Origin of the sequence: Micromonospora sp. BL4, from assembly GCF_003667505.1 — a bacterium.
Taxonomy (GTDB): Bacteria; Actinomycetota; Actinomycetes; order Mycobacteriales; family Micromonosporaceae; genus Micromonospora.
Window position 1 is genome coordinate 1 of the sequence record NZ_RCVJ01000055.1, and the last position, 25,658, is coordinate 25,658.

The 25,658-nt window shown below is 73.2% G+C and carries 27 protein-coding genes and 1 pseudogene; 17 read left to right on the forward strand and 11 right to left on the reverse strand.

Annotation, left to right across the window (positions count from 1 at the left end):
- Positions 1 to 2 precede the first annotated feature (2 nt).
- Positions 3 to 962, reverse strand: a complete 960-nt coding sequence (locus tag EAD89_RS03705) for a hypothetical protein (RefSeq protein ID WP_121674731.1) — start codon at positions 960 to 962, stop codon at positions 3 to 5.
- Positions 963 to 1,175: 213 nt separating this feature from the next.
- On the opposite strand from EAD89_RS03705, the gene EAD89_RS03710 reads away from it, so the two are divergent.
- The 5 genes from EAD89_RS03710 (at position 1,176) to EAD89_RS03730 (ending at position 5,761) form a co-directional block, all read left to right on the forward strand.
- Entirely contained in the window at positions 1,176 to 2,297 is a 1,122-nt protein-coding gene (locus EAD89_RS03710; RefSeq protein WP_233578167.1) for a hypothetical protein, read from the forward strand.
- A gap of 112 nt (positions 2,298 to 2,409) precedes the next feature.
- Entirely contained in the window at positions 2,410 to 3,459 is a 1,050-nt protein-coding gene (locus tag EAD89_RS03715; protein WP_121674749.1) for a nitronate monooxygenase family protein, read from the forward strand.
- A 63-nt stretch (positions 3,460 to 3,522) separates the two neighbouring features.
- Complete coding sequence (locus tag EAD89_RS03720) at positions 3,523 to 4,626, forward strand: SRPBCC domain-containing protein (RefSeq protein WP_121674732.1); 1,104 nt, start codon at positions 3,523 to 3,525, stop codon at positions 4,624 to 4,626.
- Positions 4,627 to 4,736: 110 nt separating this feature from the next.
- Entirely contained in the window at positions 4,737 to 5,363 is a 627-nt protein-coding gene (locus EAD89_RS03725; protein ID WP_121674733.1) for a hypothetical protein, read from the forward strand.
- Between the two features lie 56 nt (positions 5,364 to 5,419).
- Entirely contained in the window at positions 5,420 to 5,761 is a 342-nt protein-coding gene (locus EAD89_RS03730) for an MmcQ/YjbR family DNA-binding protein (RefSeq protein ID WP_121674734.1), read from the forward strand.
- A 51-nt stretch (positions 5,762 to 5,812) separates the two neighbouring features.
- On the opposite strand, the gene EAD89_RS03735 is transcribed toward EAD89_RS03730, so the two are convergent.
- Complete coding sequence (locus tag EAD89_RS03735) at positions 5,813 to 7,840, reverse strand: glycosyl hydrolase family 28-related protein (RefSeq protein ID WP_121674735.1); 2,028 nt, start codon at positions 7,838 to 7,840, stop codon at positions 5,813 to 5,815.
- 203 nt (positions 7,841 to 8,043) lie between these two features.
- Between EAD89_RS03735 and EAD89_RS03740 the strand changes: the two genes are divergently transcribed.
- The gene (locus EAD89_RS03740) at positions 8,044 to 9,135 is read left to right on the forward strand and encodes an NYN domain-containing protein (RefSeq protein WP_121674736.1); all 1,092 of its coding nucleotides are present in this window, start codon (positions 8,044 to 8,046) and stop codon (positions 9,133 to 9,135) included.
- Positions 9,136 to 9,411: 276 nt separating this feature from the next.
- Positions 9,412 to 9,633, forward strand: coding sequence for a hypothetical protein (locus EAD89_RS03745; protein WP_030335934.1), 222 nt, complete (start codon positions 9,412 to 9,414; stop codon positions 9,631 to 9,633).
- A 102-nt stretch (positions 9,634 to 9,735) separates the two neighbouring features.
- On the opposite strand, the gene EAD89_RS03750 is transcribed toward EAD89_RS03745, so the two are convergent.
- Entirely contained in the window at positions 9,736 to 9,933 is a 198-nt protein-coding gene (locus EAD89_RS03750) for a DUF397 domain-containing protein (RefSeq protein ID WP_121674737.1), read from the reverse strand.
- Complete coding sequence (locus EAD89_RS03755) at positions 9,926 to 10,792, reverse strand: helix-turn-helix transcriptional regulator (protein ID WP_121674750.1); 867 nt, start codon at positions 10,790 to 10,792, stop codon at positions 9,926 to 9,928. The genes EAD89_RS03750 and EAD89_RS03755 overlap by 8 nt, the downstream gene beginning before the upstream one ends.
- Positions 10,793 to 11,011: 219 nt before the next feature.
- On the opposite strand from EAD89_RS03755, the gene EAD89_RS30395 reads away from it, so the two are divergent.
- The 3 genes and pseudogenes from EAD89_RS30395 to EAD89_RS30400 all read left to right on the forward strand — a co-directional run bounded on the left by EAD89_RS30395 (position 11,012) and on the right by EAD89_RS30400 (position 11,622).
- Positions 11,012 to 11,182 carry a hypothetical protein gene (locus tag EAD89_RS30395; protein ID WP_158610707.1) on the forward strand — a complete coding sequence of 57 codons (171 nt, stop codon included), beginning with the start codon at positions 11,012 to 11,014 and terminating at the stop codon, positions 11,180 to 11,182.
- A pseudogene (locus tag EAD89_RS30935) lies at positions 11,179 to 11,364 on the forward strand (hypothetical protein); the annotation flags it as partial. The gene EAD89_RS30395 and the pseudogene EAD89_RS30935, both read left to right, overlap by 4 nt.
- Before the next feature lie 99 nt (positions 11,365 to 11,463).
- Positions 11,464 to 11,622 (forward strand): hypothetical protein, encoded by a 159-nt coding sequence (locus EAD89_RS30400; RefSeq protein WP_158609793.1) that lies wholly within the window; start codon positions 11,464 to 11,466, stop codon positions 11,620 to 11,622.
- A 39-nt stretch (positions 11,623 to 11,661) separates the two neighbouring features.
- On the opposite strand, the gene EAD89_RS03765 is transcribed toward EAD89_RS30400, so the two are convergent.
- The 3 genes from EAD89_RS03765 to EAD89_RS03775 all read right to left on the reverse strand — a co-directional run bounded on the left by EAD89_RS03765 (position 11,662) and on the right by EAD89_RS03775 (position 14,773).
- Positions 11,662 to 12,732 carry a Gfo/Idh/MocA family oxidoreductase gene (locus EAD89_RS03765; RefSeq protein ID WP_121674738.1) on the reverse strand — a complete coding sequence of 357 codons (1,071 nt, stop codon included), beginning with the start codon at positions 12,730 to 12,732 and terminating at the stop codon, positions 11,662 to 11,664.
- Between the two features lie 98 nt (positions 12,733 to 12,830).
- Positions 12,831 to 13,496 (reverse strand): response regulator transcription factor, encoded by a 666-nt coding sequence (locus EAD89_RS03770; protein ID WP_121674739.1) that lies wholly within the window; start codon positions 13,494 to 13,496, stop codon positions 12,831 to 12,833.
- Positions 13,484 to 14,773, reverse strand: coding sequence for a histidine kinase (locus EAD89_RS03775; RefSeq protein ID WP_121674751.1), 1,290 nt, complete (start codon positions 14,771 to 14,773; stop codon positions 13,484 to 13,486). Before EAD89_RS03775 ends, EAD89_RS03770 begins: the two co-directional genes overlap by 13 nt.
- Positions 14,774 to 14,935: 162 nt before the next feature.
- On the opposite strand from EAD89_RS03775, the gene EAD89_RS03780 reads away from it, so the two are divergent.
- From EAD89_RS03780 to EAD89_RS03795, 4 genes are all read left to right on the forward strand, one after another.
- On the forward strand, positions 14,936 to 15,631 hold the full coding sequence (locus EAD89_RS03780) for an SDR family oxidoreductase (RefSeq protein WP_158610708.1): 696 nt from the start codon (positions 14,936 to 14,938) through the stop codon (positions 15,629 to 15,631).
- Positions 15,625 to 17,259: an MFS transporter gene (locus tag EAD89_RS03785; RefSeq protein ID WP_121674741.1), complete on the forward strand. Its 1,635-nt coding sequence runs from the start codon at positions 15,625 to 15,627 to the stop codon at positions 17,257 to 17,259. Before EAD89_RS03780 ends, EAD89_RS03785 begins: the two co-directional genes overlap by 7 nt.
- Before the next feature lie 157 nt (positions 17,260 to 17,416).
- Positions 17,417 to 17,791, forward strand: a complete 375-nt coding sequence (locus EAD89_RS03790; protein ID WP_147458750.1) for a hypothetical protein — start codon at positions 17,417 to 17,419, stop codon at positions 17,789 to 17,791.
- 49 nt (positions 17,792 to 17,840) lie between these two features.
- Positions 17,841 to 18,617: a TetR/AcrR family transcriptional regulator gene (locus EAD89_RS03795; protein ID WP_121674743.1), complete on the forward strand. Its 777-nt coding sequence runs from the start codon at positions 17,841 to 17,843 to the stop codon at positions 18,615 to 18,617.
- Between the two features lie 13 nt (positions 18,618 to 18,630).
- Here the strand turns inward: EAD89_RS03795 and EAD89_RS03800 are convergent, their stop codons facing one another.
- Positions 18,631 to 18,960 (reverse strand): cupin domain-containing protein, encoded by a 330-nt coding sequence (locus EAD89_RS03800; RefSeq protein ID WP_121654352.1) that lies wholly within the window; start codon positions 18,958 to 18,960, stop codon positions 18,631 to 18,633.
- A gap of 181 nt (positions 18,961 to 19,141) precedes the next feature.
- On the opposite strand from EAD89_RS03800, the gene EAD89_RS03805 reads away from it, so the two are divergent.
- Together EAD89_RS03805 and EAD89_RS03810 are read left to right on the forward strand one after the other, a co-directional pair.
- Positions 19,142 to 20,347, forward strand: coding sequence for a low temperature requirement protein A (locus EAD89_RS03805; RefSeq protein ID WP_121674744.1), 1,206 nt, complete (start codon positions 19,142 to 19,144; stop codon positions 20,345 to 20,347).
- Entirely contained in the window at positions 20,340 to 22,523 is a 2,184-nt protein-coding gene (locus tag EAD89_RS03810) for a hypothetical protein (RefSeq protein WP_121674745.1), read from the forward strand. The genes EAD89_RS03805 and EAD89_RS03810 overlap by 8 nt, the downstream gene beginning before the upstream one ends.
- A gap of 38 nt (positions 22,524 to 22,561) precedes the next feature.
- Here the strand turns inward: EAD89_RS03810 and EAD89_RS03815 are convergent, their stop codons facing one another.
- The 3 genes from EAD89_RS03815 to EAD89_RS03825 all read right to left on the reverse strand — a co-directional run bounded on the left by EAD89_RS03815 (position 22,562) and on the right by EAD89_RS03825 (position 24,659).
- On the reverse strand, positions 22,562 to 22,957 hold the full coding sequence (locus EAD89_RS03815) for a hypothetical protein (RefSeq protein ID WP_121654349.1): 396 nt from the start codon (positions 22,955 to 22,957) through the stop codon (positions 22,562 to 22,564).
- Positions 22,954 to 23,403, reverse strand: a complete 450-nt coding sequence (locus EAD89_RS03820) for a hypothetical protein (RefSeq protein WP_121674746.1) — start codon at positions 23,401 to 23,403, stop codon at positions 22,954 to 22,956. Before EAD89_RS03820 ends, EAD89_RS03815 begins: the two co-directional genes overlap by 4 nt.
- 374 nt (positions 23,404 to 23,777) lie before the next feature.
- On the reverse strand, positions 23,778 to 24,659 hold the full coding sequence (locus EAD89_RS03825; RefSeq protein ID WP_121674747.1) for an alpha/beta fold hydrolase: 882 nt from the start codon (positions 24,657 to 24,659) through the stop codon (positions 23,778 to 23,780).
- Between the two features lie 173 nt (positions 24,660 to 24,832).
- Between EAD89_RS03825 and EAD89_RS03830 the strand changes: the two genes are divergently transcribed.
- The coding region (locus EAD89_RS03830; RefSeq protein WP_147458751.1) for an AfsR/SARP family transcriptional regulator at positions 24,833 to 25,658 on the forward strand (826 nt) is incomplete at its 3' end.

The following is a 25,658-nucleotide window of genomic DNA, read 5'->3' on the forward strand; positions in this document are numbered from 1 at the left end:
GGTCAGTCGACCAGCGCCACCGGGGACCGGTCCCGGCGGGGCGCGGCGGCCAGCCCCAACGCCAGCAGCGCGCACACCGCGCCGACCAGGAACAGCAGCGACGCCGGCGGCTGGCCCAGCCACTCCCAGAACGGGTGCCACGCCGGGTGCGGCTCGCCGCGGTGGTGTTGCAGCAGCGACGGCGCGGCCAGCAGCACCGGCAGCCACCACAGCACCAGGGTCGTGCCGGACAGGAACTTCGCCCCGCCGTCGCGACGGCGTCCCTCGGTGCGTCGGCTGGCCCAGCCGAACACCACCCAACCGACGACCGTGCCCAGCAGCGCGCCGAGCACCCCGGCGGGGACCACCGCGGGCGGCGGCGCGCGGCGCAGGACGACCGCCAGGTAGGTGCCGTCACCGGTGCTCTGCGACGGAATGGAGGCGTTGAGGATGGTGTCGCCGCGCCGAGCCAGCAGGGTGGTGGTGACGTTCGACATCGGGGTGGCGCACAGCTTGTCCGAGCAGATCATGTCCTCGACCACCACGGGGTCGTACAGCCGCCAGCCGGTGTCGGTCAGACGCTGCCGGGCCACCGTGACGATCTGCTCGGCGGGCACGGGTGGCGCGCCGAAGGCGACCGCGCTGGTGTCGCTCTCCTGGTACTCGCCGCCGTCGCCGAGCAGCACGGTCCGGAGGTTGCCCAGGCGCAGCGGATGCCCGTACACGACGAAGAGCGCGGGTGGGGTGTCGATGTCGCCCAGGTCGTGCCCGGGGAAGACCTCGTCCAGGATGGCGCCGGCCTCGGCGCGGTCGGGCTGCGGTCGGGAGGTCTCCCAGGCGACCCGGCTGGCCAGCGCGCCGGCGAAGAGGCCGCAGATGATGGCGGCCAGCGCGGCCCAGGCGACGACCGTGTGGCTGGCGGGCCGGCCGAGCCGGCAGCACAGCCGCCGGTACCGGTGGGCCAACCGGCGGCTCGTCGGCATGGCCATCCTTCGGGTCAGGGCGTGGTGGGGAACGCAGGTGCCGGGGTCGCGCCTCGGCGACGATGGTGCGCACAGCCGGATGCCGGCACTATAGAGAGATCATTTATGGCTGGGCAAGGATGTGGGCTTCATCCCGCGATAGCCACCGCCGGTGGCCAGGATCGGCCAGGATGGGCGAGGCGGCCGGCCACGGCCGCGGCGAGGGGGCGGGCGATGCGGGTGCGGGCGCGGCTGACCCGGGGGCGGCACGCCCGGGCGGGAACGGCGCTGGCCACCCTGCTCGTCGGCGCGGTGCCGATGGCGCTGGTGCTGGCGCCGGGCGCGGCGCTGGCCGGCGCGCCCGGCGCCGGAACACCGGTCTGCCAGGTGCGTGACGACCGGCTCCGGGAGATCTCCGGGATGGTCGCCACGGACGACGGGTACGTGGTGGTCAACGACGGCGCCGACGACGAGGCCCGCCGCCGGATCTTCTTCCTCGACCGGCGGTGCGCGGTGGTGCGGACGGTCGCCTACCCGTCCCAGCCGCGCGACACCGAGGACCTGGCCGTCGGCCCGGACGGCACCCTCTGGGTCGCCGACATCGGCGACAACGACCGCACACGCAAGACGATCGCGCTGTGGCGGCTCGCACCGGACGCGGACCAGCCGGTGCTGCACCGGATGACGTACCCCGACCGCCCCCACGACGCGGAGGCGCTGCTGATCGACGCGGCCGGGCGCCCTCTGATCGTGACCAAGGGCGGCAGCGGCACGGTCCTCCTGTACGCGCCGACCACCGCGCTGCGGCCCGCGGCGGCGACGCCGCTGGCCTCCGTCGGTCAGGTGGTCCTGCCGGCCTCCACGACCAGCAACCCGTACTCCTTCCTCGGCCGCGGCGTGGTCACCGGGGCGGCGAGCGCGCCCGACGGGCGTCGGGTCGTGCTGCGCAGCTACGCGGACGCCTACGAGTACGACGTGCCCGACGGCGACCTGGTCCGCGCGCTGACCAGCGGCGTCCCGCGGGTCACCCCGTTGCCGGACGAACCCCAGGGCGAGTCGATCACCTACAGCCGCGACGGCCGGTCCCTGCTCACCGTCTCCGAGTCCGCCGGCCAGCCGCAGGGCACCCCTTCGGCGATCCTGCGGTACCCCGTCCCGACGGGAGCGGCCGCCACCCCACGCCCGGACGCGCCCACCACCGCCGGCCCGCTGGCGCCCACCGCCGCCCGGCCGGCGGCGGCGGACGAGGGCGTCGGAGGCGACCGGACCTGGCCGTTGGTGGCCGGCGCCGGCACGCTGCTGGCGCTGGTCTGTCTGGGCGGTGTGCTGTGGTGGCGACACACGGCCCGACGGTGACGGCAGCACCCTCGGGGTGCGCCGCCGGCCGCCGGTGCGACCGGCCCGCCCCCGGCTGACGGACTCGAGCACCCGCCGGTCGCGGGTGGGGTCGGTGCGACAGGATGAGTGGATGTCCGTGCTGTCCGCGTTGCGCCACCCGATCGTCGCCGCCCCAATGGCCGGCGGCCCGTCCACGCCGGCGCTCGTGTCGGCCGTCTCCTCCGCCGGCGGCTTGGGATTCCTGGCCGCCGGGATGATCGACACCGGCCGGCTGGCCGCCGACATCGCCGAGGTCCGGGCCCACACCGACCGGCCGTTCGGTGTGAACGTCTTCCTGCCCGGCTCCGGCGCCGTCGACGAGGCCGCCATCCGGGCGTACGCCGACCGGCTCGCCCCGCACGCCGGCGAGCGCGGGGTGAGCCTGGGCGAGCCGGTGGGCGGCGACGACGGGTACCCGGACAAGCTGGCCATGCTCCTCGCCGACCCGGTCCCGGTGGTGTCCTTCGTGTTCGGGCTGCCGGACCGGGCCGCGGTGGCCGCCCTGCGCGAGCGGGGCACCGAGGTGTGGGCCACGGTCACCCGGCCGGACGCCGCCACGGCCGCCGCCGAACTGGGCGTGGACGCCGTGGTGGTGCAGGGCACCGAGGCCGGTGGACATCGCGGTGGCCTGCCGGACGACGACGACTACGGGCTGCTGCCGATGCTCCGACTGGCCGCCGCCGGCTGTGACCGGCCGCTGGTGGCCGCCGGCGGCGTCGTCGACGGCCCCGGGGTGGCCGCGGTGCTGGCGGCCGGCGCCACGGCCGCGCAGCTCGGCACGGCGTTCCTGCGCTGCCCGGAGGCGGGCAGTTCCCCGATGCACCGGGCGGCGGTGGCCAGCTCCGCGCCGACCGCGCTGACCCGCGCGTACACCGGCAAGCGGGCCCGCGGTGTGGTCAACGACTTTCTGCGTCGGCACGACGCGGCGGCGCCGGCCGGCTACCCGCAGGTGCTGCACCTGACTCGCCCGCTGATCGCCGCCGCCCGCCGCGACGGGGACGCCTCGGTGCCGAACCTGTGGGCCGGGCAGGCACATCCCCTGGCCCGGGACCTGCCGGCGGCCGAGCTGGTCGCCGAGGTCAGCGCCGACGCCCGGCACGCGTTGGCGGCGGCGGCCGAGCGGGCGTCCCACTGGGGTTGACCGGATCGCCGCCCGGTCCGGGCGGGCCGGACGGGGCAGAAGCGAAAGCCGTAGAGTCTCGCCGTGATCGAGATCGGCGCGCAGGTCGACCTGTCCCACCCGCCGGACCGGGTGTGGCTCGCATTGACGGACCGGGAACTGCTCGGCCGGTGGTTCGCCGAGGCCGAAACGGTGGCGGGAGTCCCGGACCGCCTGGTGCTGCACACGGCCGGTCTCCCCGGCTTCGACGCCGACGTCGAGGTCGAGGTGACCGAGCGGCAGGTGCCGGAGCTGCTCGCGCTGCGTTGCGACGAGAGCGGCCGGCTCAGCGAGGTGACCTGTGCCGTCACCGCCACGAAGCAGGGCTGCCGGCTGGCGGTGCGGGAGGTCACGACACACGGCACCTGGTCCGCCGAGCAGCACGATCCGCGCGAGCAGCAACTCCGGCAGGCGCTGACCGTGCGACTGCCGGCCATTCTCGACTGGCTCGCCTTCCAACAGGTCGACCTGCGGCGCGGCGAAGCCGGGATGACGGCCGAACTGCCGACGATCGCCGCGCGCGGCCAGGGCGCCGCCCGGGCCCGCCGCCGTCGCCGTACGGTGGGCGCGGTGCTGGCCGGGGTCGTGCTGGTCGCGGGCTTGGCGGCATGGGTCACGTTGCCGGACGAGCCGGACAGCGCCGCCGCACCGGCCCCGGTGTCCCCGTCCCCGTCGCTGTCCCCGTCTGCGTCGCCCGTGGCGGTCGCCGCGCCCAGCGGCACACCGAGGGCGACGCCCTCGGCGCGCCCCTCGCGGACCGCCGCGTCGCCGACCGCCCGCCCGAGCCGCACCCCGACGGCGAAGCCGTCGCCCACTCTCGCCTCGGTTCCGGCGCCACCGCCGCTGACCGCCAGCTACCGCACCGATTCCAGCCGGCTGTTCGGCTACACCGGCGAGGTGGTGGTCGAGAACCCGGCGGGCGCGCCGGCGGGGGACTGGGTCGTGGTGGTCACCCTCGCCGAGGGCAGCAACGTCGACGACGTCGACGGCGCCGATCTGCGGCAGGACGGACGGACGCTCACCTTCACCGGGCCGGCCGTGCCGGCCGGCGGGTCGCAGACGTTCCGCTTCGACGTCCGCGACAGTCGACCGAAGGCCAGGGCGCCGGAGGCCTGCACGGTGGGTGGCAACCCGTGCGCGGGCGTGTGAGCGTGGGCCGCGACGGTGACCGTCGTACCGCGTCCGCCGGTTCTCGTGGCCGGCCGTCGACGGTCCGACCCGAGAGCAGGCGGACGCACGGTCGTCCCTAGGCTGGCGGCATGGCACTGCTGCACCGGGCGACCCTGCGCCCCTCGAAGCTCGACCTGCTGGCGACCTGGCTGCCTGGCCGACCGTGGTACCGGGGGCCGGCGGGCGCCGACGTGGTGAGCCGGGGCGCCTACCGCTTCGACGATCCGGCCGGCGCCGTCGGCATCGAGACGATGCTGGTCGGCGCCGCCGACGGGCCCGTCCACCAGGTCCCGCTCACCTACCGCGCCGCACCCCTGGACGGCGCCGAGGAGTGGCTCGTCGGCACCACCGAGCACTCGGTGCTCGGCCCGCGCTGGGTGTACGACGGCTGCGCGGACCCGGTGTACGCGGCGGCACTGGCCGACGCGATCCTCGCCGGCACCGGTCAGGCGGAGCAGTACTTCGAGGTCGACGGCCGACGCGAGCTGCGCGAGCCGACCGTGACGATCGTCGCCAGCCACGCCGGGGTGCTCCCCGCCGACGCTCGGGAGCCGGTGGTCGACGAGGACGTCACGCTCATCGGCACCGATTCCGTCGAGCTGGTCGTCGTCCGTCGGCCCGGCGCTGGCGCGGTGGCTGCCGCCGGGGCTGTCCTCAGTGGCAGCTGGGACGGCCAGCCGACGACCGTGCCGCTGGCGTACGCCCGACCGCGCTGACGGCACCACGGCCCGGCCTCTCCCCGGGCGGGCCCGCGGGCCGTTACGGTCGTGGCATGGTCACCGTCGCCGACGTGCGGGCCCTGGCCCGGACGCTGCCACGCAGCACCGAGCATCTGATCCGGGACCGGGTGAAGTTCCGGGTCGGGTCGATCGTCTACGTCGCGTTCTCCCGCGACGAGGCGACGATGGGCTTCGGGTTCCCCAAGCAGGAGAGGGCCGGGCTGGTGGCCGCCGAGCCGGAGCTGTTCTTCCTGCCCGGCGAGGCCGACCTGCGTTTTCACTGGGTGTGCTGCCACACCGCGCGGCTGGAGCACGCGTACATGACCGAGCTGGTCACCGAGGCGTGGCGGATGGTGGTGCCGAAGTTCCTGGCCCGGCAGCGGCTGGGCAGCTGACGGGCGGCGGGCTACGGCGACGGGGGCCCGGTGCCGGGCCCCCGTCGCGTGTCACCACCGAGCCGGTGGTGGCGGCGGCGATACGGGCGGCCGGTCGTCGCAGGTGATGGTGTTCGGCAGCAACCACGGGGCGAGCCAGCCGCCGTCGTTGCCGCCGAGGTCGGTCAGCGTGAACTCGGAGCCGGCCGGGGTGAAGTGGAACGACCCGCAGTTGTTGACGCCGACCGCGCCCACGTTGCGGGCGTCCACGTTGGCGAACGAGGCCGACCCGGCCGTGCGGGCACTGACCACCGAGGTGCCGGTGCCGTCGACCCGGATGTCCCGGAAGCGCACGTTGGTTATCGAGTAGAGGTCCTTCACCGGCCAGTCGCTGACCAGCATGATCGCGTTGTACGTGTTGTCGAGGTACGCGTCGCCGGTCACCTCGATGGCCGCGTCGATGCTCCGGTCCAGGGCGAAGAACCAGATCGCCCCCAGTCCGATGTTCCAGTTCAGCTCGTACGTGCCCGCGCGGGCGGTGGTGTTCCCGGTGATGCGCAGGTGCCCGGCGAACGGCTCCGCGCCGAACCGGGCGCCGACATGCAGGCCGCTGCCCTCGCGAACCGGATCGGCGATCAGGTTGTTCGACACGGTGTTGTCCGTGCCACCGTAGATCGCGATGCCGTTCGCCAGGGTCGGGGACTGCACGGTGTTGTGGTCGAACGTGTTCCGCGCGTTGGCCGTCTTCTCCGACCACATGGCGAGGCCGTCGTCGCCGGTGTTGCGGACGAAGTTGTGCGCGACGAGCGAGTCGGTCACCCCGGTGTGGAAGTTGAGGGCGTCCGCGATCTGGTCGACGATGATGTTGTTGGTGACGCGCACGTTCCTCATCGGCCCGTCGAACCACAGGCCCACCTTGGTGTGGTGCACGTAGAGCCCGTCGATGGTCGAGTCGCTCATCGCCCCACCGATCGCGTTGACCTGGTCGGTGTCGATGCGTTCGCGGACGTCACCCTCGATGGCGAAACCGGAGAGGTGGACGTTGCGGCTGCCGCCGTCGGCGGCGTCGCGGCCGTAGAAGCCGACGCCGGTGTGCACCGAGCCGTCCGGGGCCGGCGTCGGCAGGGCGACCTCGCGGCCCTTGATGATGGTGTACCAGTTGCCGGCGCCCTCGATGGTCACGTCGTCGACGATGATGTGCCGGTTGACCTGGTAGGTGCCCGGCGGGATGTACACCTTCAGGTGGGTGCGCCGGGCGAAGGCGATGGCCCGGTCGAGGGCGTCGGCGGAGTCCCGCCGCCCGGTGGGGTCGGCGCCGAAGGCCAGCACGTTCGCGGCGAGGAGCCGGACGTGCGGCGGTGCGACCAGTTCGGAGTCGAGCAGGTCGATGACGGTCCAGGCGGCGGCGCTCCCGGGCGGCGCGGTGAGCCTGACCTTGTCGCCGGCCCGGTAGGTGCGTCCGAGCAGGAGCCGCTGCTCGTCGTAGAAGTGGGTGGGCCGGAACGGCGTGCTGATGGTCGGGTACGGCGTGGTGGCCGACGGGACGCACGAGCACTCGGTGATCCACCAGTCCGGGTGCAACAGCCCGGCCTGAGGGTCGTTGGAGAACGGGTACTGGTTGTAGAGCCACGAGTACTGCGAGGTCAGCGTCATGCTGCGCAGATGTCTGCCGTTGACCGCGACACCCAACGGGGCGGTGATCCCGCCGCCGCGCGGCGCGTCCGGGATGCTGTACCGCACGGTGATCGCGTTGGCCGCACTGGGCAGGACGAACTCGACGTGCTCCCCGGGGGTGAGCCGGACCGCCCGGCGGCCGGACGCCTCCGCGGGCAGGGTGTACGCGGACCGGTCCGGGCCGATGATCTCGCCGTTGGTGCGGGCGTTCTCCGCCTCCTGCTCGACGAAGTCGACGTTCGCGCCGCGCCCGGTCACCAGCGCCGGGTCGAGGGCGGCCCGGGTGACCACCGGCTGCGCGCCGTCGCGGGGCGCGGCAGTCGCGGCGGGCGCGCCGGCCAGCAACGTGAGGACGGTGGCGGTCGCGATCGCGCCCGCGGTCAGTGGGTGGGGGCGTCGCCGCGCCGGCGTCCTGCTCCGGGACATGGACTCTCCTCTGTGGTCCGCGGCGCTCCACCGGCGCTCAGCATCGAACGTCATGATGCCAGTGGCGAACGTCACGTTGCAAGAGCAAGATGGAAACATGAAAAGCGACGACCGGTAAGTAGAAAGAAACCGACAAGCCGATGCGACCCTCCCGTTCGCTCAGCTCCACCGGACGGGCTGCCGACCGGCGTAGGGTGAACCGCGTGGATCAAGAAGACCGGATCGCCCTGTTCCTCGACTATGAGAACCTCGCGCTGGGGGCTCGCGACAACCGCGGCGGCATGGCCTTCGACTTCCGGCCCATCGCCGACGCGCTGGCCGAGCGCGGGCGCGTGGTGGTGCGCCGGGCGTACGCCGACTGGTCGTACTTCGACGAGGACCGCCGGATGCTCACCCGGTCCCATGTCGAGCTGATCGAGATCCCGCAGCGGATGGGAGCGTCCAGAAAGAACGCGGCCGACATCAAGATGGCCGTGGACGCCATCGAGCTGGCCTTCGAGCGCGACTACATCTCCACCTTCGTCATCTGTAGCGGCGACAGCGACTTCACCCCGCTGGTGCACAAGCTCCGCGAGCTGAACAAGCGGGTCATCGGCGTCGGGGTCGAGGGGTCCACCTCCGCGCTGCTGCCACCGGCGTGCGACGAGTTCCTCTACTACGACCGACTGGAGGGTGTGGACATCCCGCCGACCCGCGCCCGGCGTGCCCGTCCGGTGCGGCAGCCGGGCCCGGAACTGCGGGCACCCGAGCCGGAGCGCGAGCAGGAGCCGGAGGAGGAACGGCAGCCGACGGGGGAGGAGCCCGGCCGGGACGTGGACGCCCTCGCCGTCCTGGTGGCCCAGACGGTGGCGGGGTTGCAGGGCAGCGCCAGCGGCGAGGTGACCGCCTCCCGGCTCAAGCGCACCCTGCTGCGCAAGGACCCGACGTTCAGCGAGTCCGACTACGGGTTCCGCACCTTCGGCGAGCTGCTGCGCCACCTCGCCGCGCACAACGTGATCGAGCTGGCCGAGGGCCCCGCCAAGGGCGACCCCGAGGTCTCGCTGCCCGAGCACGGCGATCGGGAGGTGGCCTTCGGCCTGCTCCGCGGCGTCGTGGCGGAGCTGGGCAGCGGCGGCAACCCGGTGGCGCTGTCCGGGCTGAAGAACCAGCTGCGCCGGGCCCGGCCAGACTTCAGCGAGAAGAAGCTGGGCTACCGCAGCTTCCTCCAGTTCTGCAAGGCCGCCGCCACCGGCGGCGCGGTCGACCTGCGCTGGAGCCCCGAAGCCGACGACTACCTGCTCACCGCGCAGGGGTGATCCCCCGCACACCCGCGCCCGTCCCCCGCGCCCCGTCCGCTGCGTTGATCAAGAGATTTACGTCATCAGGGGCGCGATTCCTGACGCGAAGCTCTTGATCAACAGGGGCGGGGGTGTCGGCATTCTAAGCCGTCGCTCAGGGGGAGAGATTGCGCCGCCGTTGTGGTTTCGAACGGTTAACGCTGGGCCCGATTTGCGTCTGAATTGCGGTTCTTGCCCCGGTCTAGCCTCACCTGCGCCGTACCCCCGACGCAGAAATTGCTATACGGTCGGCGAATGAAGGTCGAGGAACACTGGTGGAACGGAGACACGACTCCGCGCGGGCGCCGGGACGTGTACATCCGTACTGATGGGCAGGGTTGGGAGGTCCGCGCCCAGATCGGTGGGGCGTCGGGTCGTGAGCGGGTGCAGCAGTGCCCCAGCCGGGCCTCGGCGGCCATCCTGGCCGACGCCTGGCGCGGCACCCACCCTTCCTGGCGCGAGCTGAAGCAGCGCTGATCCGGCACCGGGCCGGGCCGGCAACGCTCCTGGGCTCCAGCCCGGCGCGACAACCGGCCGGCCCGGCGCACGGCTCACCCGCGAAACCGGCCGCGGACGGGGTCAGGACAACCGGTCACCTCGCGTCGCCTCGACGAAGGTGCGCCACTGATCAGGGCGGAACCACAACGCGGGGCCGGTCGCATCCTTGCTGTCCCGAACGCCGATGACGCCGGGCAGGTTGTCCGCCACCTCGACGCAGTTGCCCTGGGCGCTGCTCCGGATGCTCTTGCGCCAAGCGGCGCCGGTCAGATCAACCATCGTGTCTCTCCTTGATGTCCTGCATGAGCTTGCGGGTTTCCTGCACGCTCAGCGCCTCTGCCGTGAGCGTCTTCCAGACCTCGGCGTACGCCCTGACCTCTTCGATCCGGTCCAGGTACAGAGCTCCCGACAGCCCCTCGCTGTAGACCGTCGTGGGCTCCGCGGACCTGGCGCCGTTGGTGGGGAAGTCCAGGATGACGAAGTTCCCCGCCACCGCCACCTGACTCAGCCTGCTGTCGAGGGGCAGAAGCCTGATGGATACGTTGGGCGCCGCGCTGGCCTCGATGAGCCGATCTATCTGCTCGGCCATGCCGGGAACGGCCCGGTGTAGTAGTGCCTCCTCAAGAATCACGTCCAGCGTTGGCGCGGCCGGGCGCTTCCTGATCAGGATGCGCTGACGCTCGGTCCGCAGTTCGACCAGCTTGGCCACCTCGTCGTTCGAAATTTCTGGTCGAGTCCGTCCTACCTCAGCCGCGTACTGCGGTGTCTGCAACAGGCCGGGTACCAGGGCATGTTCATAGGTTCGTATCCGGCTGGCCGCTGACTCCAGCCCCACGTACAGCTCGAACCATCTCGGGATGATCTCGCCGTAAGCGTGGTACCAGCCCTTGCTCTTGGACTCTCGGGCCAGGCTCACCAGGACCTCGGTCATGTCCGGGGCTGCGCCGTAGAGGCGACACATCTGGTCCACGTCCAGCGCCCGCACCGGGGTCTGCCCGGACTCGATGCGGTACATCTTGGCGCGGGACCACTCAAGGTCGGACGCGGCCGCCTCCAACCCGATGCCTGCCTGTTCCCTGGTCTGGCGCAGCAGCCGACCGAGCTGCCGCCGCGGAACCGTCGAACCAGCCTCGGTCATCCGCGCCGTCCTCTCCGTCTCATCCTGACGCGTCATCGGGCGTCGATTGAGACGCCACACGCATCATGACTCGTAATGCGCCGTTCGTAGTGAACATCTCACGGCGAGTGTTGCAGGCGAGGACCTCAGAGCGGAATCGTGGCAGGTGTCAGGGCTGGTCAACGGGCCTCTACCGCCGATCGAGCCCGTCCGTCGACGGACGACCAGGAGAGGATGACGATGATTGAGCAGTACCGGCCCGAGCCGCCGTTCCTCGTGATCATGGCCGGTTACGTCATCGACCTCCATCACCGCAATGTCTGCCGCCGATGCCAGCCTGACGGGACGTGCCCCAAGCTCGCCGAGGCCGCCGAGCGCCTGACGGCCTGGCGGCAACGCGGAACCAGATGAGGCTTCGAGCGGCCGATCTGCTGCTGGTTGACCGGTCCGCGAGCCCACAGTTCGTGGTGCCCATCAGATTCCGGCTGATCCGGGTCCTGGACCGCATCACCTACGACGGCTGGGCGTGGCTCGACGGGTACCAGGTGAACCGGACCGGCCAGGCGATCGCACGTCGGGAGATCTACGTGCAGCCGGCGAATCTCCGTATGCTCACGGCGCGCAATCCCGTGTTCCCCGCGTCAGGCGGGGTACCCCCGGGGCGGCCGATTCGTGCCCGATGGAGGTCGCCCATGTCGCAGGGTCCCGACGAGGAGAACCCGAGGATCGAGCAGGAGACGCGGGAGGCCGAGCATCGGCTGGCCCCGCTGACCGACCGGTCCGAGGACGCGCTGACCGACGATGAAGCCCGGGCGTCGGACGAAGCCCCCACCGAGCAGGACGCCGGTTAGGGCCGGCCCGAGGCGGGCCGGCCCAGCACACGGCAGGGGTCAGGCGGCGGGGCCCGTCGGAACCGGCAGCACCACGCCCTCGACAGCCGACCGGTGCGCCAGTTCGATCAACGCGACGGTGGCGACCGAGTCCCGTGGATCCACGGGCATCGGCGTGCCGTCCCGCAGCGCCGCCGCCACCTGCTGGTAGAAGCTCTGGTACGAGCCGGGCTCGGTGGGCACCGACCGCAGGTCACCGTCGACGCCGAGCAGGCCGTACCGCTCCGGCGGGACCTCGCCCCAGCCCGGCTGGTCCGGTCGGCCGCCGTCGTGCAGCGCCGCTTCCTGCACGTCCAGCCCGTACGTCGTGTAGCCGGCCCGGTCGCCGAGCACCCGCAGGCGGGGCCCGAGCTGAGCGGTCACCGCGCCCATCCAGAGGTGCGAGTGGACCCCGTTGGCGTGGGTCAACGCCACGAAAGCGTCGTCGTCGACCGCGGCGCCCTCGCGGCGGCGGTCGACCTCGGCGTAGACGCGGTCGACCGGGCCGAAGAGCTGCACCGCCTGGTCGATGAGGTGGGCGCCGAGGTCGAAGAGGGCGCCGCCGGCCTCCTCCGGGCCGGCGAGCTCCCGCCAACCCGGCTTGATCGTCGGACGGAAACGCTCGAACCGGGACTCGAAGCGCAGCACCCGCCCCAACTCGCCCTGCTCGACGAGGCGGCGAGCGGTCAGGAAGTCGCCGTCCCACCGGCGGTTCTGGAACACCGTCAGCGGCACCCCCCGGCGGTCGGCCTCCTCGACCAGCGCGCCACTCTCGGCGGCGGTGGGGGCCAGTGGCTTGTCGACGACGACCGGCAGGCCGGCGGCCACCGCTGCCAGGGCCATCGGCACGTGCAGGCGGTTCGGCGTCGCCACCACGACCAGGTCCAAGGCGTCAGGCGTACGCCACAGCTCGTCGGCGTCGTCGACCAGGCGGGCGTCCGGGTGGTGCTGCCGAGCCTGCTCGCGCCGCTGCGGATCGCGGGTCATGATGGCGTCCAGCCGCAGCCCGGGCGTGGCGGCGATCAGCGGTGCGTGGAACACCCGGCCCGCCAGCCCGTACCCCAGCAGACCGACCCGCAGCGCCTCCGCCATGCCGTACTCCCGTCTCCCGGTCCGCGCCCTGGTGACGGCGGTCCCGGTGATCGAATCTACGCCCCGGCCGGCCGGGCCTGACCTGCGCCCGGCGCTGGTCAGCTGGCCGGGTCGGCGCGCAGGAAGGTGAGCACCGCGAGGACGCGGCGGTTGGTGTCGTCGCTGGGCGGCAGGTCGAGCTTCAGCAGGATGTTGCCGACATGCTTGCCGACCGCGGCCTCGGTGACGTGCAGCCGGGCAGCGATCGAGGCGTTGGACCGGCCCTCGGCCAGCAGCGCCAGCACCTCACGTTCCCGGGCGGAAAGCGCGGCGAGCGGGTCGCGCGGGCGGTGCAGCAGCTGCCGGACGACGTCCGGGTCGATGGCGGTGCCGCCGGCGGTGACCCGGCGCAGCGTGTCCACGAACTCGGCGACCTCCGCCACCCGGTCCTTGAGCAGGTAGCCCACCCGCTGGCCGTCGCCGCTGTCCAGCAGCGCAGCGGCGTACCCGGTCTGCACGTACTGGCTCAGCACCACGACCGGGAGGTGGGGCCGCTCCGCGCGCAACGCCACGGCCGCGCGCAACCCGTCGTCCCGCCGGCCGGGCGGCATCCGGATGTCGGTCAGCACCAGGTCGGGCTGGTGCGTGCGGGCCGCGTCCAGCAGCTCCGGAGCGGAGCCGACGGCGGCGCACACCGCGAAGTCGAATCGGGTGAGCAGCGCGACGAGGCCCTCGCGCAGCAGCACCTCGTCCTCGGCCAGCACGACACGGGTCACGGGCGGCATGGCAGCTCCACCCGTACCAGGGTGGGCCCGCCGGGCGGGCTGGACAGCAGCAGCCGGCCGTCCGCGGCGGCGACCCGGTCGGCGAGGCCGGTCAGGCCGGTGCCCCGGGCGGGATCGGCGCCCCCACGGCCGTCGTCGGACACCTCGACGACGAGGTCGCCGCCGGTGCGGGTGAGGCGCACCTCGGCCCGGGTCGCCCCGGCGTGCCGGGCCACGTTGCCCAGCGCCTCCGACACCACGAAGTAGGCGGTGGTTTCGACGAGCTCCGGAAGCTCGCCGTCGACGTCGGTCCGTACGACGACCGCGACGGTGGCCGCGTCGGCCAGCTCCCGCACCGCACCGGCGAGACCGAGGTCGGTGAGGCTCTGCGGCCGGATGCCGTGCACCAACTGCCGGAGCATCACCATCAGGCCCCGTGCCTGGTCGTGCGCGACGGCCAGCGGCCGGGCGGCGGGGGAGTCCTCGGGCACGTCCAGCCGGGCCAGGCCCAGCTGGAGGGTGAGGCTGGTCAGCCGAGGTTGGGCGCCGTCGTGCAGGTCGCGCTCGATCCGACGCCGCTCGGCCTCGTAGACGCCGACCAGCCGGGTCCGGGACCGGGCGACCTCCCGCAGCGCCGCCGCGTCGACCGGCCAGGCCAGCGCCCACCGGGCAACGGCGGCCTGGAGGGCGGCGAGCAGTCCGGCCGCGTAGCAGAGCACCGGGAGGAGCAGCACGCCCACGACCGCGTACGGAACGGCTTCGCCGGTGGTTTCGATCGGGCGCCAGATGACCACCGGTTCGGCGTCGCCGGCCAGCCACGGGCTGGTGATCATCCCGAGGTCGAGCAGCACCACCAGCAGGAGCACCCAGTACGCCACCGGCACGAACCCGCCCAGCCAGAACAGGTACGCCACCTCGCGCCACCCGGCGGCGGTGCGGTAGCGGGCGGCCAGGCCCGGCCACGGCGACCGGGGCAGCGGCCGGCCGTCCACGAGGCCGAGCCGCCACCGCTCCACGACGGCCACCGGGAAGCTCACGAGCGGCGCCAGCGCCAGCAGGGAGACGCTGCCGACCGCCAGGAACACAAGGATCGGAAGCTCCGGTGGCCGGCCGTGCAGCCACACCGCGTTGAGGGCGGCGAGCAGGGGCCCGATGATCACGAGCAGCCCGACGGCGATCACGCCGGCGACCGGCACGGTGCTGACCAGGTAGACCAGCGCGCGCCAGGGCCAGGCCGAGACCAGCCAGCCGCGGCGGCGCAGCGCCTCGGCCAGGTGGCGGGGTTGTTCCGGGGTCATGACGCAGACGCTAATCGCCGCGTCGGGGCCGACCCAGCCGTCCAGATCCACTTCCGGGGTATGCCCAGCACTACCGCCCGACGGGTGTGTGGGGTCCGCAAACGGGAAGAACGCGCCATCACGCGGCCTCGCGTGACAGTTGCTGATGGCGGCTGGAGTGACATGGGTGCCAGAACCTTCGTGGTGGTCGGCGGTACCAGCGGGCTCGGCCTCGCGGTGGCCCGGCTGCTGGTCAACGAGCACCAGGTCGCGGTGTTCGGCAACGTGGCGGCTGAGGTCGCCGCGGTGACCGACCAGCTGGGCTGCGCCGGAGCGGTGTGCGACGTCTCCTCCCCCGAGCAGGTTCACGACGCGTTCGCCGAGGTGGTCGGACGCCACGGCACGATCGACGGGGTGGCGGCCTGTGCGTCGATGTGGGCGGGCGGCGACCTGGCGGACCTGTCCGTGGAGCACATCCGGCGGGCCGTGGACACCAACGTGCTGGGCACCACGTACGTCTTCCGGGAGGCGTTGGAGCACCTGCACCGGCAGGGCCACGGGAACCTGGTGTACATCGGCGCGATGGCGGTGACCTCTCCCCGGCCCGGCATCCCGGTGTACCGGGCGACGAAGAGCTACGGCAGCAGCCTGGTCGAGTCGCTGGCCGAGGCCCAGCACAGCAACCAGGTCAAGGTGATGCAGCTGCATCCCGGGCCGATGCCGACCCGCCTGCAGGAACGGGTCGGCGCCGAGTTTCTCGACGAGGTGTACGCCATGCCCGATCAGGTCGCCGCCGAGGTCGTCCGGCTGCTGCTGCTCGCCCCCGACGATCTCTACGTCTCGGGAGAGCGCGTGCTGCGCGCGGACGGGCGGTGGTGACGGCGGAAGCCGGACCCGCCCGGCATTCGGCCTCGGCGTGGGCGCCGCTGCGGACCGCCGTCTACCGCAACCTGTGGCTGGCCCTGCTCGCCGCCAACATCGGCACCTGGATGCAGACGGTCGGCGCGCAGTGGCTGCTGATCCACCACTCCAACGCCTCCACCCTCGTCGCCCTGGTCCAGACGGCCAGCCTGCTGCCGGTGCTGCTGCTGGCGCTGCCCGCCGGCGTGCTGGCCGACAGCTTCGACCGTCGACACCTGCTGATCGCGGTGCAGCTGTTCCTGGTGGCGGTGGCGGCCGCGTTGACCCTGCTCACGGTCACCGACCGGATGCCGCCCGCGCTGCTGCTCACCCTCACCTTCGCGTTCGGGGTGGGGCAGGCGCTCACCCTGCCGGCCTGGGCGGCGGTGATCCCGGAACTGGTGCCGCAGGACCAGCTCCGGGCGGCATCCGCGCTCGGCTCGATCAGCGTGAACATGGCGCGGGCGGTCGGGCCGGCGGTGGCCGGCGTGTTGATCGCCCGGACCGGTGTCGCCCCGGTCTTCGCGCTCAACGCCGTCGCGTTCCTGATCTTCACGTACGCGTTGGCGCGCTGGAGACCGGGCAACGCCCGCGCGGTGGAGGTGCCCGAGCGGTTCACCGCGGCGCTGCGTGCCGGCAGCCGCTACGTGCGGCACTCGCCGACCGTGCGCCGGTTGTTGCGCCGCGCGCTGGTCTTCGTCATCCCGGCGAGCTCTCTGTGGGCGCTGCTGCCGTTGGTGGCCAGCCGCCGCCTCGGGCTGAGCTCCGGCGGGTACGGTCTGCTGCTGGCCGCCCTCGGGGTGGGAGCCATCGCGGGTGGCCTGCTGCTGGCCGTGATCCGGACCCGGCTGTCGGCGAACCAGCTCCTGTTCATCGCCGGGGTGCTGTTCACCGTCGCGCTGACGGTGGTCGCCACGGTGCAGGTGGTGCCGCTGGTGCTCCTCGCCCTGCTGCCCGCCGGGCTGGCCTGGGTGACGGTGCTGGCCAACGTCAACGCCGAGATGCAGGTCTTCCTACCGAGCTGGGTGCGAGCCCGAGGTCTGGCCGTCTACCAGGTCTTCTTCGCCGGCGGGCAGGCGGTGGGCGCGTTCGTCTGGGGTCTGGTGGCCGACCTGGCCGGGCTGGTGACCGCCTTCCTCGCCGCGGCGGTGTTCATGCTGGTCGGCACCGTGACCAGTCGGATCTGGCCGCTGCCGGACCTACCGACGGTGGACCGGGACCCGGCCGCCTACTGGCCGCAGCTGCACCTGGCGCACGAGCCCGGGCCCCGGGTGGGGCCGGTGCTGGTGATGGTGCAGTACACCGTCCGGCCGGAGCGGACACAACCGTTCCTGGCGGCGATGGACCTGGTGCGCGGCGCACGCCAGCGGACCGGCGCGATGCGCTGGGGGCTGTTCCGGCCGGCCGAGGTCACGGACCGGTTCGTCGAGGTGTACCTGGTGCCGTCCTGGGACGAGCACCTGCGCCAGCACGGCGGCCGGTTGACCAGCGAGGATCGCCAGGCCGAGGAGCGGGCCCGGGAGCTGACCGACGGCGATCTCGAGGTGCGTCACCTGGTGCCGGCCGCCGCCGGGCCGACGCTCAACGACGATCGGGAAGCGGTGTGACCGGGCCGGCCGGACGGCTGCGCGTGAACGCGGCGTCACGATCGCGCCGACCGGCGTAACGGACGCGTGAAAAGCCTCGCGGTCGCCCGCCCTGGCGCGCTGATATGGCGATCGGCGGGTCCGAGGTACGGGCCGTCGCCCTCGCCGGAGGCGTGCTGTGGTTGTCGTTCAGGAGCGGGAGACGGCGGCGGTCCGGTCGACACCGACCGGGATGAGCGTGGCGGCCGGGTGGGCGCTGATGATCGGTGCCGCGCTGCTCGCGGCGGGGCTGTTCTCCCCGGCGGAACTGCCGGCCCGGACGCTGCTCATGTGCGTCGCCGCCGGGGCGTACGCGGCGGTGGTGACCGACCTGCGCGCGGTCGTCGCGGTCACCGGGCTGGGCATGGCCACGTTCGTCGGCTTCCTCGCACACCGCTTCGGTGACCTGACCGGCGGCGGGGACGCGTGGTCGTACGCCGTGGTGATCGCGTTCGCGGCCACGCTCGGCGCGGGATACCGCTGGCTGCGCTCGATCGCCTCGGTGACCGACTGACGGTCCGGTCGACACGCGGCGTACGGCGTACGGCTAGGATGGTCGAACCATGGCTAATGAGCGCAGGGCGACCGCGGACCCGGCCCGCAGCCTGGCCATCCTGTGGCGCACCCGGGAGCCGACCAGCCGCAGCGCCGGGCCGGGGCTGAGTGTCGACCGGATCGTCCGGGCCGCCATCGCCATCGCGGACGCCGAGGGCCTCGACGCGCTGACCATGCGCCGGGTCGCTGAGGCGCTGGGCGTCGGCACCATGACCGTCTACACCTACGTGCCGGGCAAGGCCGAACTCGTCGACGTCATGATCGACACCGTGTACGGCGAGATGCCCCACGCCACCGTCGCCGGTGACTGGCGGGCCCGGCTGGAGCGGATCGCCCGGGACAACCTCGCCCTCTACCAGCGCCATCCCTGGATGCTGCGGGCCGAGACGACCCGGCCCGTGCTCGGTCCCCACCTGGTGGGCAAGTACGACCACGAGCTGAGCGCCGTCGCCGACATCGGGCTCACCGACGTGGAGATGGACGCCGTGCTCACCCTCGTCCTCGGGCACGTGAAGAGTGCCGCGCGCGCCGCGTCCGAGGTGGTCGACCTGGAGCGGGAGACCGGCATGACCGACGGCCAGTGGTGGCAGTCGCACGCCCCCTGGCTGGAGCGGGTCATGTCGGCCGGCAGCTACCCGACCGCCGCCCGGGTCGGCACCGCCGCGGGCCAGCAGCACGGCGCCGCGTACGGGCCGGAGTACGCCTTCGAGTTCGGTCTGCAACGCGTCCTGGACGGCATCTCGGTGGTGGTCGCCGAGCGGGCGGCCACCGGTCAACCCGGCTAGCCGCCACCGTCCGTCACGGGTACTGCGTCACCAGGGGCTCGTTCTCCTCGACGATGTACGTCGAGAGCATCATCGTGGTGGTGTCGTCGGTGACGTTGCGAGCATTGTGGATCGTCCGGGGCGGGATCAGGAACGGCTCCCCGGCGTGGATGGTCAGCGTCGGCCGGTCGTCGAACTCCATGTCGACCGTCCCCCGGATGAGGTAGCCCACCTCCTCGCCGGGGTGGCTGTGCCGCCCCGACGCCTGCCCGACCGGAATCTCGAAGAGCGTCTGCACGATCAGGCGGCCCGGCGCGGAGGCCGGATGACGCTGCAACTCGGTGCGCTTGACGCTGGGCGCCACGGCCTTCTCCTGGTTCCTGGCGGCTTGTGCGAGATGCTCCGGATACGGACGACTCTAACGGCGTCCGCCGGCACGGACCGCCCGAACAGGCGCGTTGCCGGTCCGGGCGGAATCGACCCGGGCCGGACCCCGCGGGTGGTACGACTGGAGGCGGCGGCACCGGGGGCCGGGAAGGGTGGCGATGGCGAACGGGCTTCCGGGGCGGCTGCTGCAGCGGCGGGAGGATCCCCGGCGGACCTCGTTCCTGGAGCTCTTCTTCGATCTGGCCATCATCTTCGCGCTCACCCGACTGTCCCGGGCGCTGCTCGACGACCTCACCCTCCACGGCGCCTTCCAGGTGCTCCTGCTGCTGGCGGCCATCTGGTGGGTGTGGTTCGTGACCGCGTGGTCGGCGGACTGGTTCGACCCGCGTACCCCGCTGATCGTCGTCCTGCTGCTCTGGGTGATGTTCGGTGGTCTGCTGATGGCCGCCTGCGCGCCGACCGCGTTCGGCGCGCAGGCGATGGTGTTCGCCGTCGCGTACGTGAGTATCCACCTGGGCCGCGCCTTCCTGCTCATCCCCGCCCTGCGGGGGCATCCGCTGCAGCTGCGTACCGCGCGGGTGGCGATCTGGTTCGCCGCCTCCGGCGTGCTCTGGGTGGTCGGGGCGGTCGTCGCCCCGGCGCGGGAGGCGCTCTGGGTGCTCGCCCTGATCCTGGACTACGGCCTGGCGCGGCTGGGCTGGCCGACGCCGCGGCTGGGCCGCAGCTCGTGGCCGGACCTTCAGGTGAACGGGGAACATCTCTCCGAGCGTTACCAACAGATCTTCATCATCGCGCTCGGTGAGCTGATCCTGATGTCCGGCATCGCCTACGGGGAGTCCGGCTTCGACCGGGAGCGCACCGTGGCGTTCGCCGCGGCGTTCCTGACCGCGGTGGCCCTCGCCCGGCTCTACCTGATGCCCGCCGGCGGGCACCTGGGCGCCGCCATCGAAGCGGCCGGCCCGCCCGGCAGCCGACTGGCCCTGGTCGCCGGTTACCTGCACCTCGTCATGATCGCCGGGGTCCTGGCCACGTCGGTCGGGTTGGAGCTGGCCATCGTCGATCCGGGGTCGTCCGACCCGGCTCGGCTGACCGTGACCGTCGGCGGCCCGGTGCTGTTCCTGCTCGGCCGGCTCCTGCTCTCGGCGGTGATCGACGGCAGCGTCTCCCGACCCCGGCTGGTCGGGGTGGCGCTGATCGTCCTGGGTGGCTTCGCGAGCACGCAGCTGCGGCTGCTCGGGGCTGCCGCGGTCACCACCGTCCTGCTCCTGCTGATGATCGCGGCCGAGTTGCTGCTCGACCGGAGCCAGCGGCGTCGCGCGGCCCGGGCGGACGGGACGACTGAACGGCGGCGGACCGATGTCTGAGGGACCCCGGCGCCGCCGCGACGAGCCGGCGCGACACGACATCGTGGAGCTGCGGGTGCACGGCGTGTCCGGGGCACGACCGGAGCGGGTCCTCGACCGGACGCACGTCCACCAGGTCGCGGGTGACAGCAGCGGTGGCTTCCACCGTCCGGTCCCGGAGCGGCAACCCGGCAACATCGACCCGGACGGGGTGACGCTGGAGGCGTACCGGTGGGGCGACCTGCCCTCGGGCACCGTGGGGCGGACGCTCTCCCTGGTCCTCCTGCTGCCGTTCATGCTCAGCAACGTGGCGGTCTGGATGCGACCGGTGGGCCGGCGCAGCGGGCCCGGGGTCACCGTGCTGTGCCGGCTCCTCGCGCTCAACCTCACCGCGCTGTACGTGCTGTCGATCGCCGGCGTCGCGCTCGACCTGCTCGCCTGGCGGTGTCTGGGTGTCGCCCGCTGCCCGGCTCCCTTCACCGGAATGGTCGAGCTCGACGGCCGGCAGGTCGGGCAGCGACTGGCGGCGCTGGCCCTGCTGCCGGTCGCCGCCGTCGTCCTCCTCCGCCTGCTCGGTGGCCGCCGAGGCCCTCCGGTCGCCCATCCGCTGTGGGCGGTCGAGCCGCTGGTGGGACGGTTGCGGGCCATCCACGTCGCCACCGCGCTCGCCGTGCTCGACCTGGTGCTGCTCGAGGCCCGTGCCAGCGGCGGCCGGACCACCGCGACGACCGTCCTGCTGGCGCTCGTCGGGGCGGTGTTGCTGGTCTGCGTCGGACTGCTCGCCGTCCCGGGGTTGCTGGACGGGGCGGGGACCGCGCGGACGGCCACCTGGACCGCCGGAACGGTACGCGTGCTGGCGTACGGCATGAGCGTCGCCACCCTCGCCGCCATCGCCCTCGACGGGCGCGGCTGGCCGTCGTCACCCGGGCTGCCGGGCTACGGCCCGGTCGTCGGTTGGGCGATGTTCGGCCAGATGGCACTGCTCGTGGTGCTCAGCGGGCTGGTGCTGTGGCGCTACGCCCGGGGGGACCGCCGCTCCGCTCTGCCGACCGGGCTGGGCGCGGCGGTCATGGCGGCGCTCGCGGTCGGTCTGGCCGGCGCGTTCTCCTCGAATCTGGTCTACCAGACCGGGCTCCTGCTCGGCGGCTATCAGGGCGACGGCGGGCCGCCGCTGCCGTACCAGTGGACGATCCTGGCCTTCTTTTTCCACGTCACCGCGGGAGTGGTGGTCGGCGGCGTGATGACGCAAACCTCGCGGCGGACGCGGTGGCGTGCCGCGAGGACGATCACCGCCTGGGATTTCCCGGCACCGCCGCCGGCTGCCGTCGAGGAGCTGCACGGGGTGACGAGGGCCATCGCCCGGGCGCGGTTCACCGAGTGGCTGGGAATGCTCACCGCGGTGTACGCGGCGCTGGCGGTGATCGGCCTGGCCACGGGTGCGCTGGGGCTGCTCGGTCACGAACCGGGCCAGCTGGCGCGGCGCTTCTTCGGGCTGCCGGCCGGGTCCGTCGGTATCGGCCTCGCCGCGGGCAGCTACCTCACGACCAGCGTGGTGCTCGCCCTGCTGCTGGGCGGGATCCTCGCCTACCAGACAGTCTGGTTCCGCCGGCACGTCGGGATCCTGTGGGACCTGGGCACCTTCTGGCCCCGGGCCGCCCACCCGTTCGCACCGCCGAGCTACGCCGACCGGGCGGTGCCGGAGCTGGTCGACCGGATCACCCAGCTCGCCGGGCGGCACGCCGGGGTGGTGCTCTGCGGGCACAGCCACGGCTCGGTGCTGCTGGCGATCGCGGTGCTGCGGCTGCCCCCGGAGGTGCGCCAACGCGTCGCGCTGCTCACCTACGGGTCCCCGCTGGGCCGCCTGTACGCCCGGCTGTTCCCGGCCTACCTGAACCAGGAGGTGCTACGGGAGGTGGGGGAGCGGATCGGGTGGCGGTGGCTGAACCTGTGGCGGGACACCGACCCGGTCGGCGGCTGGATCTTCGCCGCGCGCCGGCCCGGCGAACCGACCTCGGACGCCGCCGACCCCGCCGGGCGGGTCGATCGGCGGCTGCGGGATCCGCGGGACCTGCTGGCGCCGCCAGGGGAGCACCGACCGCCGCCGATCCGGGGGCACTACCCGGGCGAGGCCGACCCCGAGTTCCGGGCCGCGGTGCGCGAACTCGCCGGTCGGCTACGCGACCAGGACCGTTCGTGAGCGGTCGTCGCTGGATCCGGGTGGTGTGGAGGCGATCCTCACTGGTCGTCCGGCAGCCGTTCGGACTCCGCGACCACCGCCCGGACCTTGCGCAGGGTGGCGTCGGGAGAGCGGATCGCGGCACGCCACCGGTCCAGCGTCCGGGTGAGCACCCGGACCACGAACTGCAACTGGTTGACCTGCTCACGCAGCACCCCCAGTTCCGACCGGGCGCTCAGCGCCTCCTCCTCCAGTTCGGTGATCCGGGTCTGTAGCGGTTGCACCAGGGTGAGGGCGGCCTCGGTGAGGGTGTCGGCGGCGTCGGCCTTGAACTTGCCCCGCTGCACCACGACGGTGGCGATGGCGGCCAGACCGGTGCTGCCGCCGAGGATGCCGAACACGCTGAGCGCCACCTGCAGCCACGGGGGTGCCTCGGGCGCCGGTGTGGAGATCACGGGACACCGCCTTCTGCGGGTTCGACGACCACGCACCGGCTGGCCTGGGCCAGCCGGCGCAGGTCGATGGCGATCTGGACGGCCCGCCACAGCGATCCGACGGCGAGCGCCGTGATGAACGACGCCGCCGCGACGGCCTGCCGGCCCGACACGACCAGCAGGGCCATCGTGTACATGCCGCTGATGGTGCCGAACACCACGACCGAGGCGAGCTCGATGCCGAGCCCGGTGGCGAGCCGCCCCGGCCACAGGATGCCCAGCAGACCCCCCACGCCGACCAGGACCAGACCGATCTCCCAACAGATCTGGATCGGCACCGGCATGGCCATCCGGACCGAGGTCGGTCGACCACCGAGCAGGAGCAGCAGAACACCGCACACGGGAGCCATGGCCAGGGCGGCCACCTCGAATGGCTGGTGCCGGGACCGGATACGCAGGTTCCCCACGGCGACTCCTTGGTCGAGGGCGGCCGTCACACGTGGGGCGCCCGTCGGGTTGCCGGGTGGGCGGGTCGTGGCCGCTGCGGTCCGTTCGGCGACGCCCGACGGTGGGGACGGTGCGTGTGGACGGTCGATGGTCGAGCAGGTGAGCGACTCGCCGTCGTTGGCTGGCCGATATCTGCCTGTGTAGCACCGATCGGCCGCTGGCGTCCACTTTGTGTAACGTCACATATCCGCAGGTCAGAGCCCATGTGGATAGGCCCTGGTGCGGGTGGCGCGGTGGGGGCCGGGAAAGGGCCGACGAGCCGACCGGGCCATGTCAACGAGTGACAGAAAGTGTCGGATATCTTACGGCTCGTGACATGGCTGCGGTCGACCCGTCACTGACGCGCGAGCAGGGCGCGCAGCGCCCGGACCACCTCCGCCGGCGCCTCCTCGGCCATGAAGTGCCCGCAGGTGACCGTCTGGTGCGACAGATCCGGCGCCCAGGCCCGCCACAGCCCGGCCGCGTCGTAGCCGAGCGCCGCGCCCCAGTCCTGCTGCAGCACCGTCACGGGCATCCGCAGCTGGTTGCCGGCCACCCGGTCGGTGGTGTCGTGTGCGACGTCGATCCCGGCGGACGCCCGGTAGTCGGCGACGATCGAGGTGACCGCGGCCCGGGACGCGCTCAGGTACGCGGCCCGCACATCCGCCGGCAGGGCCGCCGGGTCGCGGGTCCAGGCGTCCAGGAAATGGCCGAAGAAGGCGTCCGGGCTGCCGCCGATCAGCTCCTCGGGCAGGCCGGGCGGCTGCGCCATCAGATACAGGTGGAAGGCGACCGCGGCGGTGGCGCCGTGCAGCACGTCCCACATGTCCAGGGTGGGCAGCACATCGAGCAGGGCGAGCTGGCTGATCGCCTCCGGATGGTCGAGACCGGCGCGGAACGCGACCAGGGCGCCCCGGTCGTGCCCGGCCAGCGCGAAGCGCTCGTGGCCGAGAGCCCGGGCGAGCGCCACGACGTCGGCCGCCATGGTGCGTTTGGCGTACGCGCTGCCGTCGACGTCGAGCGGCTTGTCGCTGTCGCCGTAGCCGCGCAGGTCCGGGCAGATGACGGTGTGGTCGGCGGCCAGGTCGGCCGCGACGTGCCGCCACATGAGGTGGGTCTGCGGAAAGCCGTGCAGCAGCACGATCGCGGGTCCGGAGCCGCCCACGGCGACGTTGAGCGTCACGCCCTCGGCGACGGTGACCCGCCGGTAGTCGAATCCGTTGATCCTCGGGTCCACGGGGAACCTTTCTGGTGAGCAGGTGTCGGCGGGGGCGGGGCCCGTCGCCGTCGTACCTGGTCGAGCTTGCCCGGCGGTGATCAGCAGGCGGTCAGCGTCAGATCAGTGCCGACAGGCCGGGGCCGGCCGGGTGGACCCGCCTAGATTGGTGCCATGACCAGGCGGCGGCACCCGTGGCGGTGACCTTCGGCGTGCTCGGGCCGGTGACCGCCGCGACCGAGCAGGGCCCGGTCCCGCTCAAGGGGCCCCGTCAGCGCACGGTGCTGGGGCGGCTGCTGATCGCCCGGGGCCGGGTCGTGCCGGTGGACCGGCTCGTCGACGACCTGTGGGAGGTGCCCCCGGAGGGTGCGGTGGGCGCGATCCGGACCTTCGTCGCCGATCTGCGCCGGGCCCTGGAGCCCGACCGGCCGCCCCGGCAGCCGCCCCGGCTCCTGGTCACCGAACCACCGGGGTACGTGCTGCGGGCCGCCCCGGAGGCGGTGGACGCCGGACGGTTCGAGGCGGCGGTCGGCGAGGCCGGCCGGATGCTGGCGGCGGGACTGCCCGCACCGGCCCTGGCCGCGCTGGACGCGGCCCTCGGGCTCTGGCGCGGGCCCGCGTACGCCGACTGCGCGGGTGAGGCGTGGGCCGTCGCGGAGATCAACCGCCTGGACGAGCTGCGGATGCTCGCCGTCGAGCGGCGGGCCGAGGCGCTCCTGGCGCTCGGGCGGCCGGACGAGGCCGCCGCCGACCTGCCGGCGCACCTCGCCGCCCATCCGCTGCGCGAGGACGCCTGGCGGCTGCTCGCCGTGGCCCGGTACCGCTCCGGGCGACAGGGCGACGCGCTGGCCGCGCTGCGCCAGGCCCGGGACGTCCTGGTGACCGAGTTGGGCGTGGACCCCGGGCCCGAGCTGCGCCGGCTGGAAGCCGACATCCTGGCCCAGGCGCCGCACCTCACCCCGTCCGCCGCCGTCCCGTCCGCCGCCGCCCCGCCCGCCGCCGTCCCGCCCGCTCTGGACC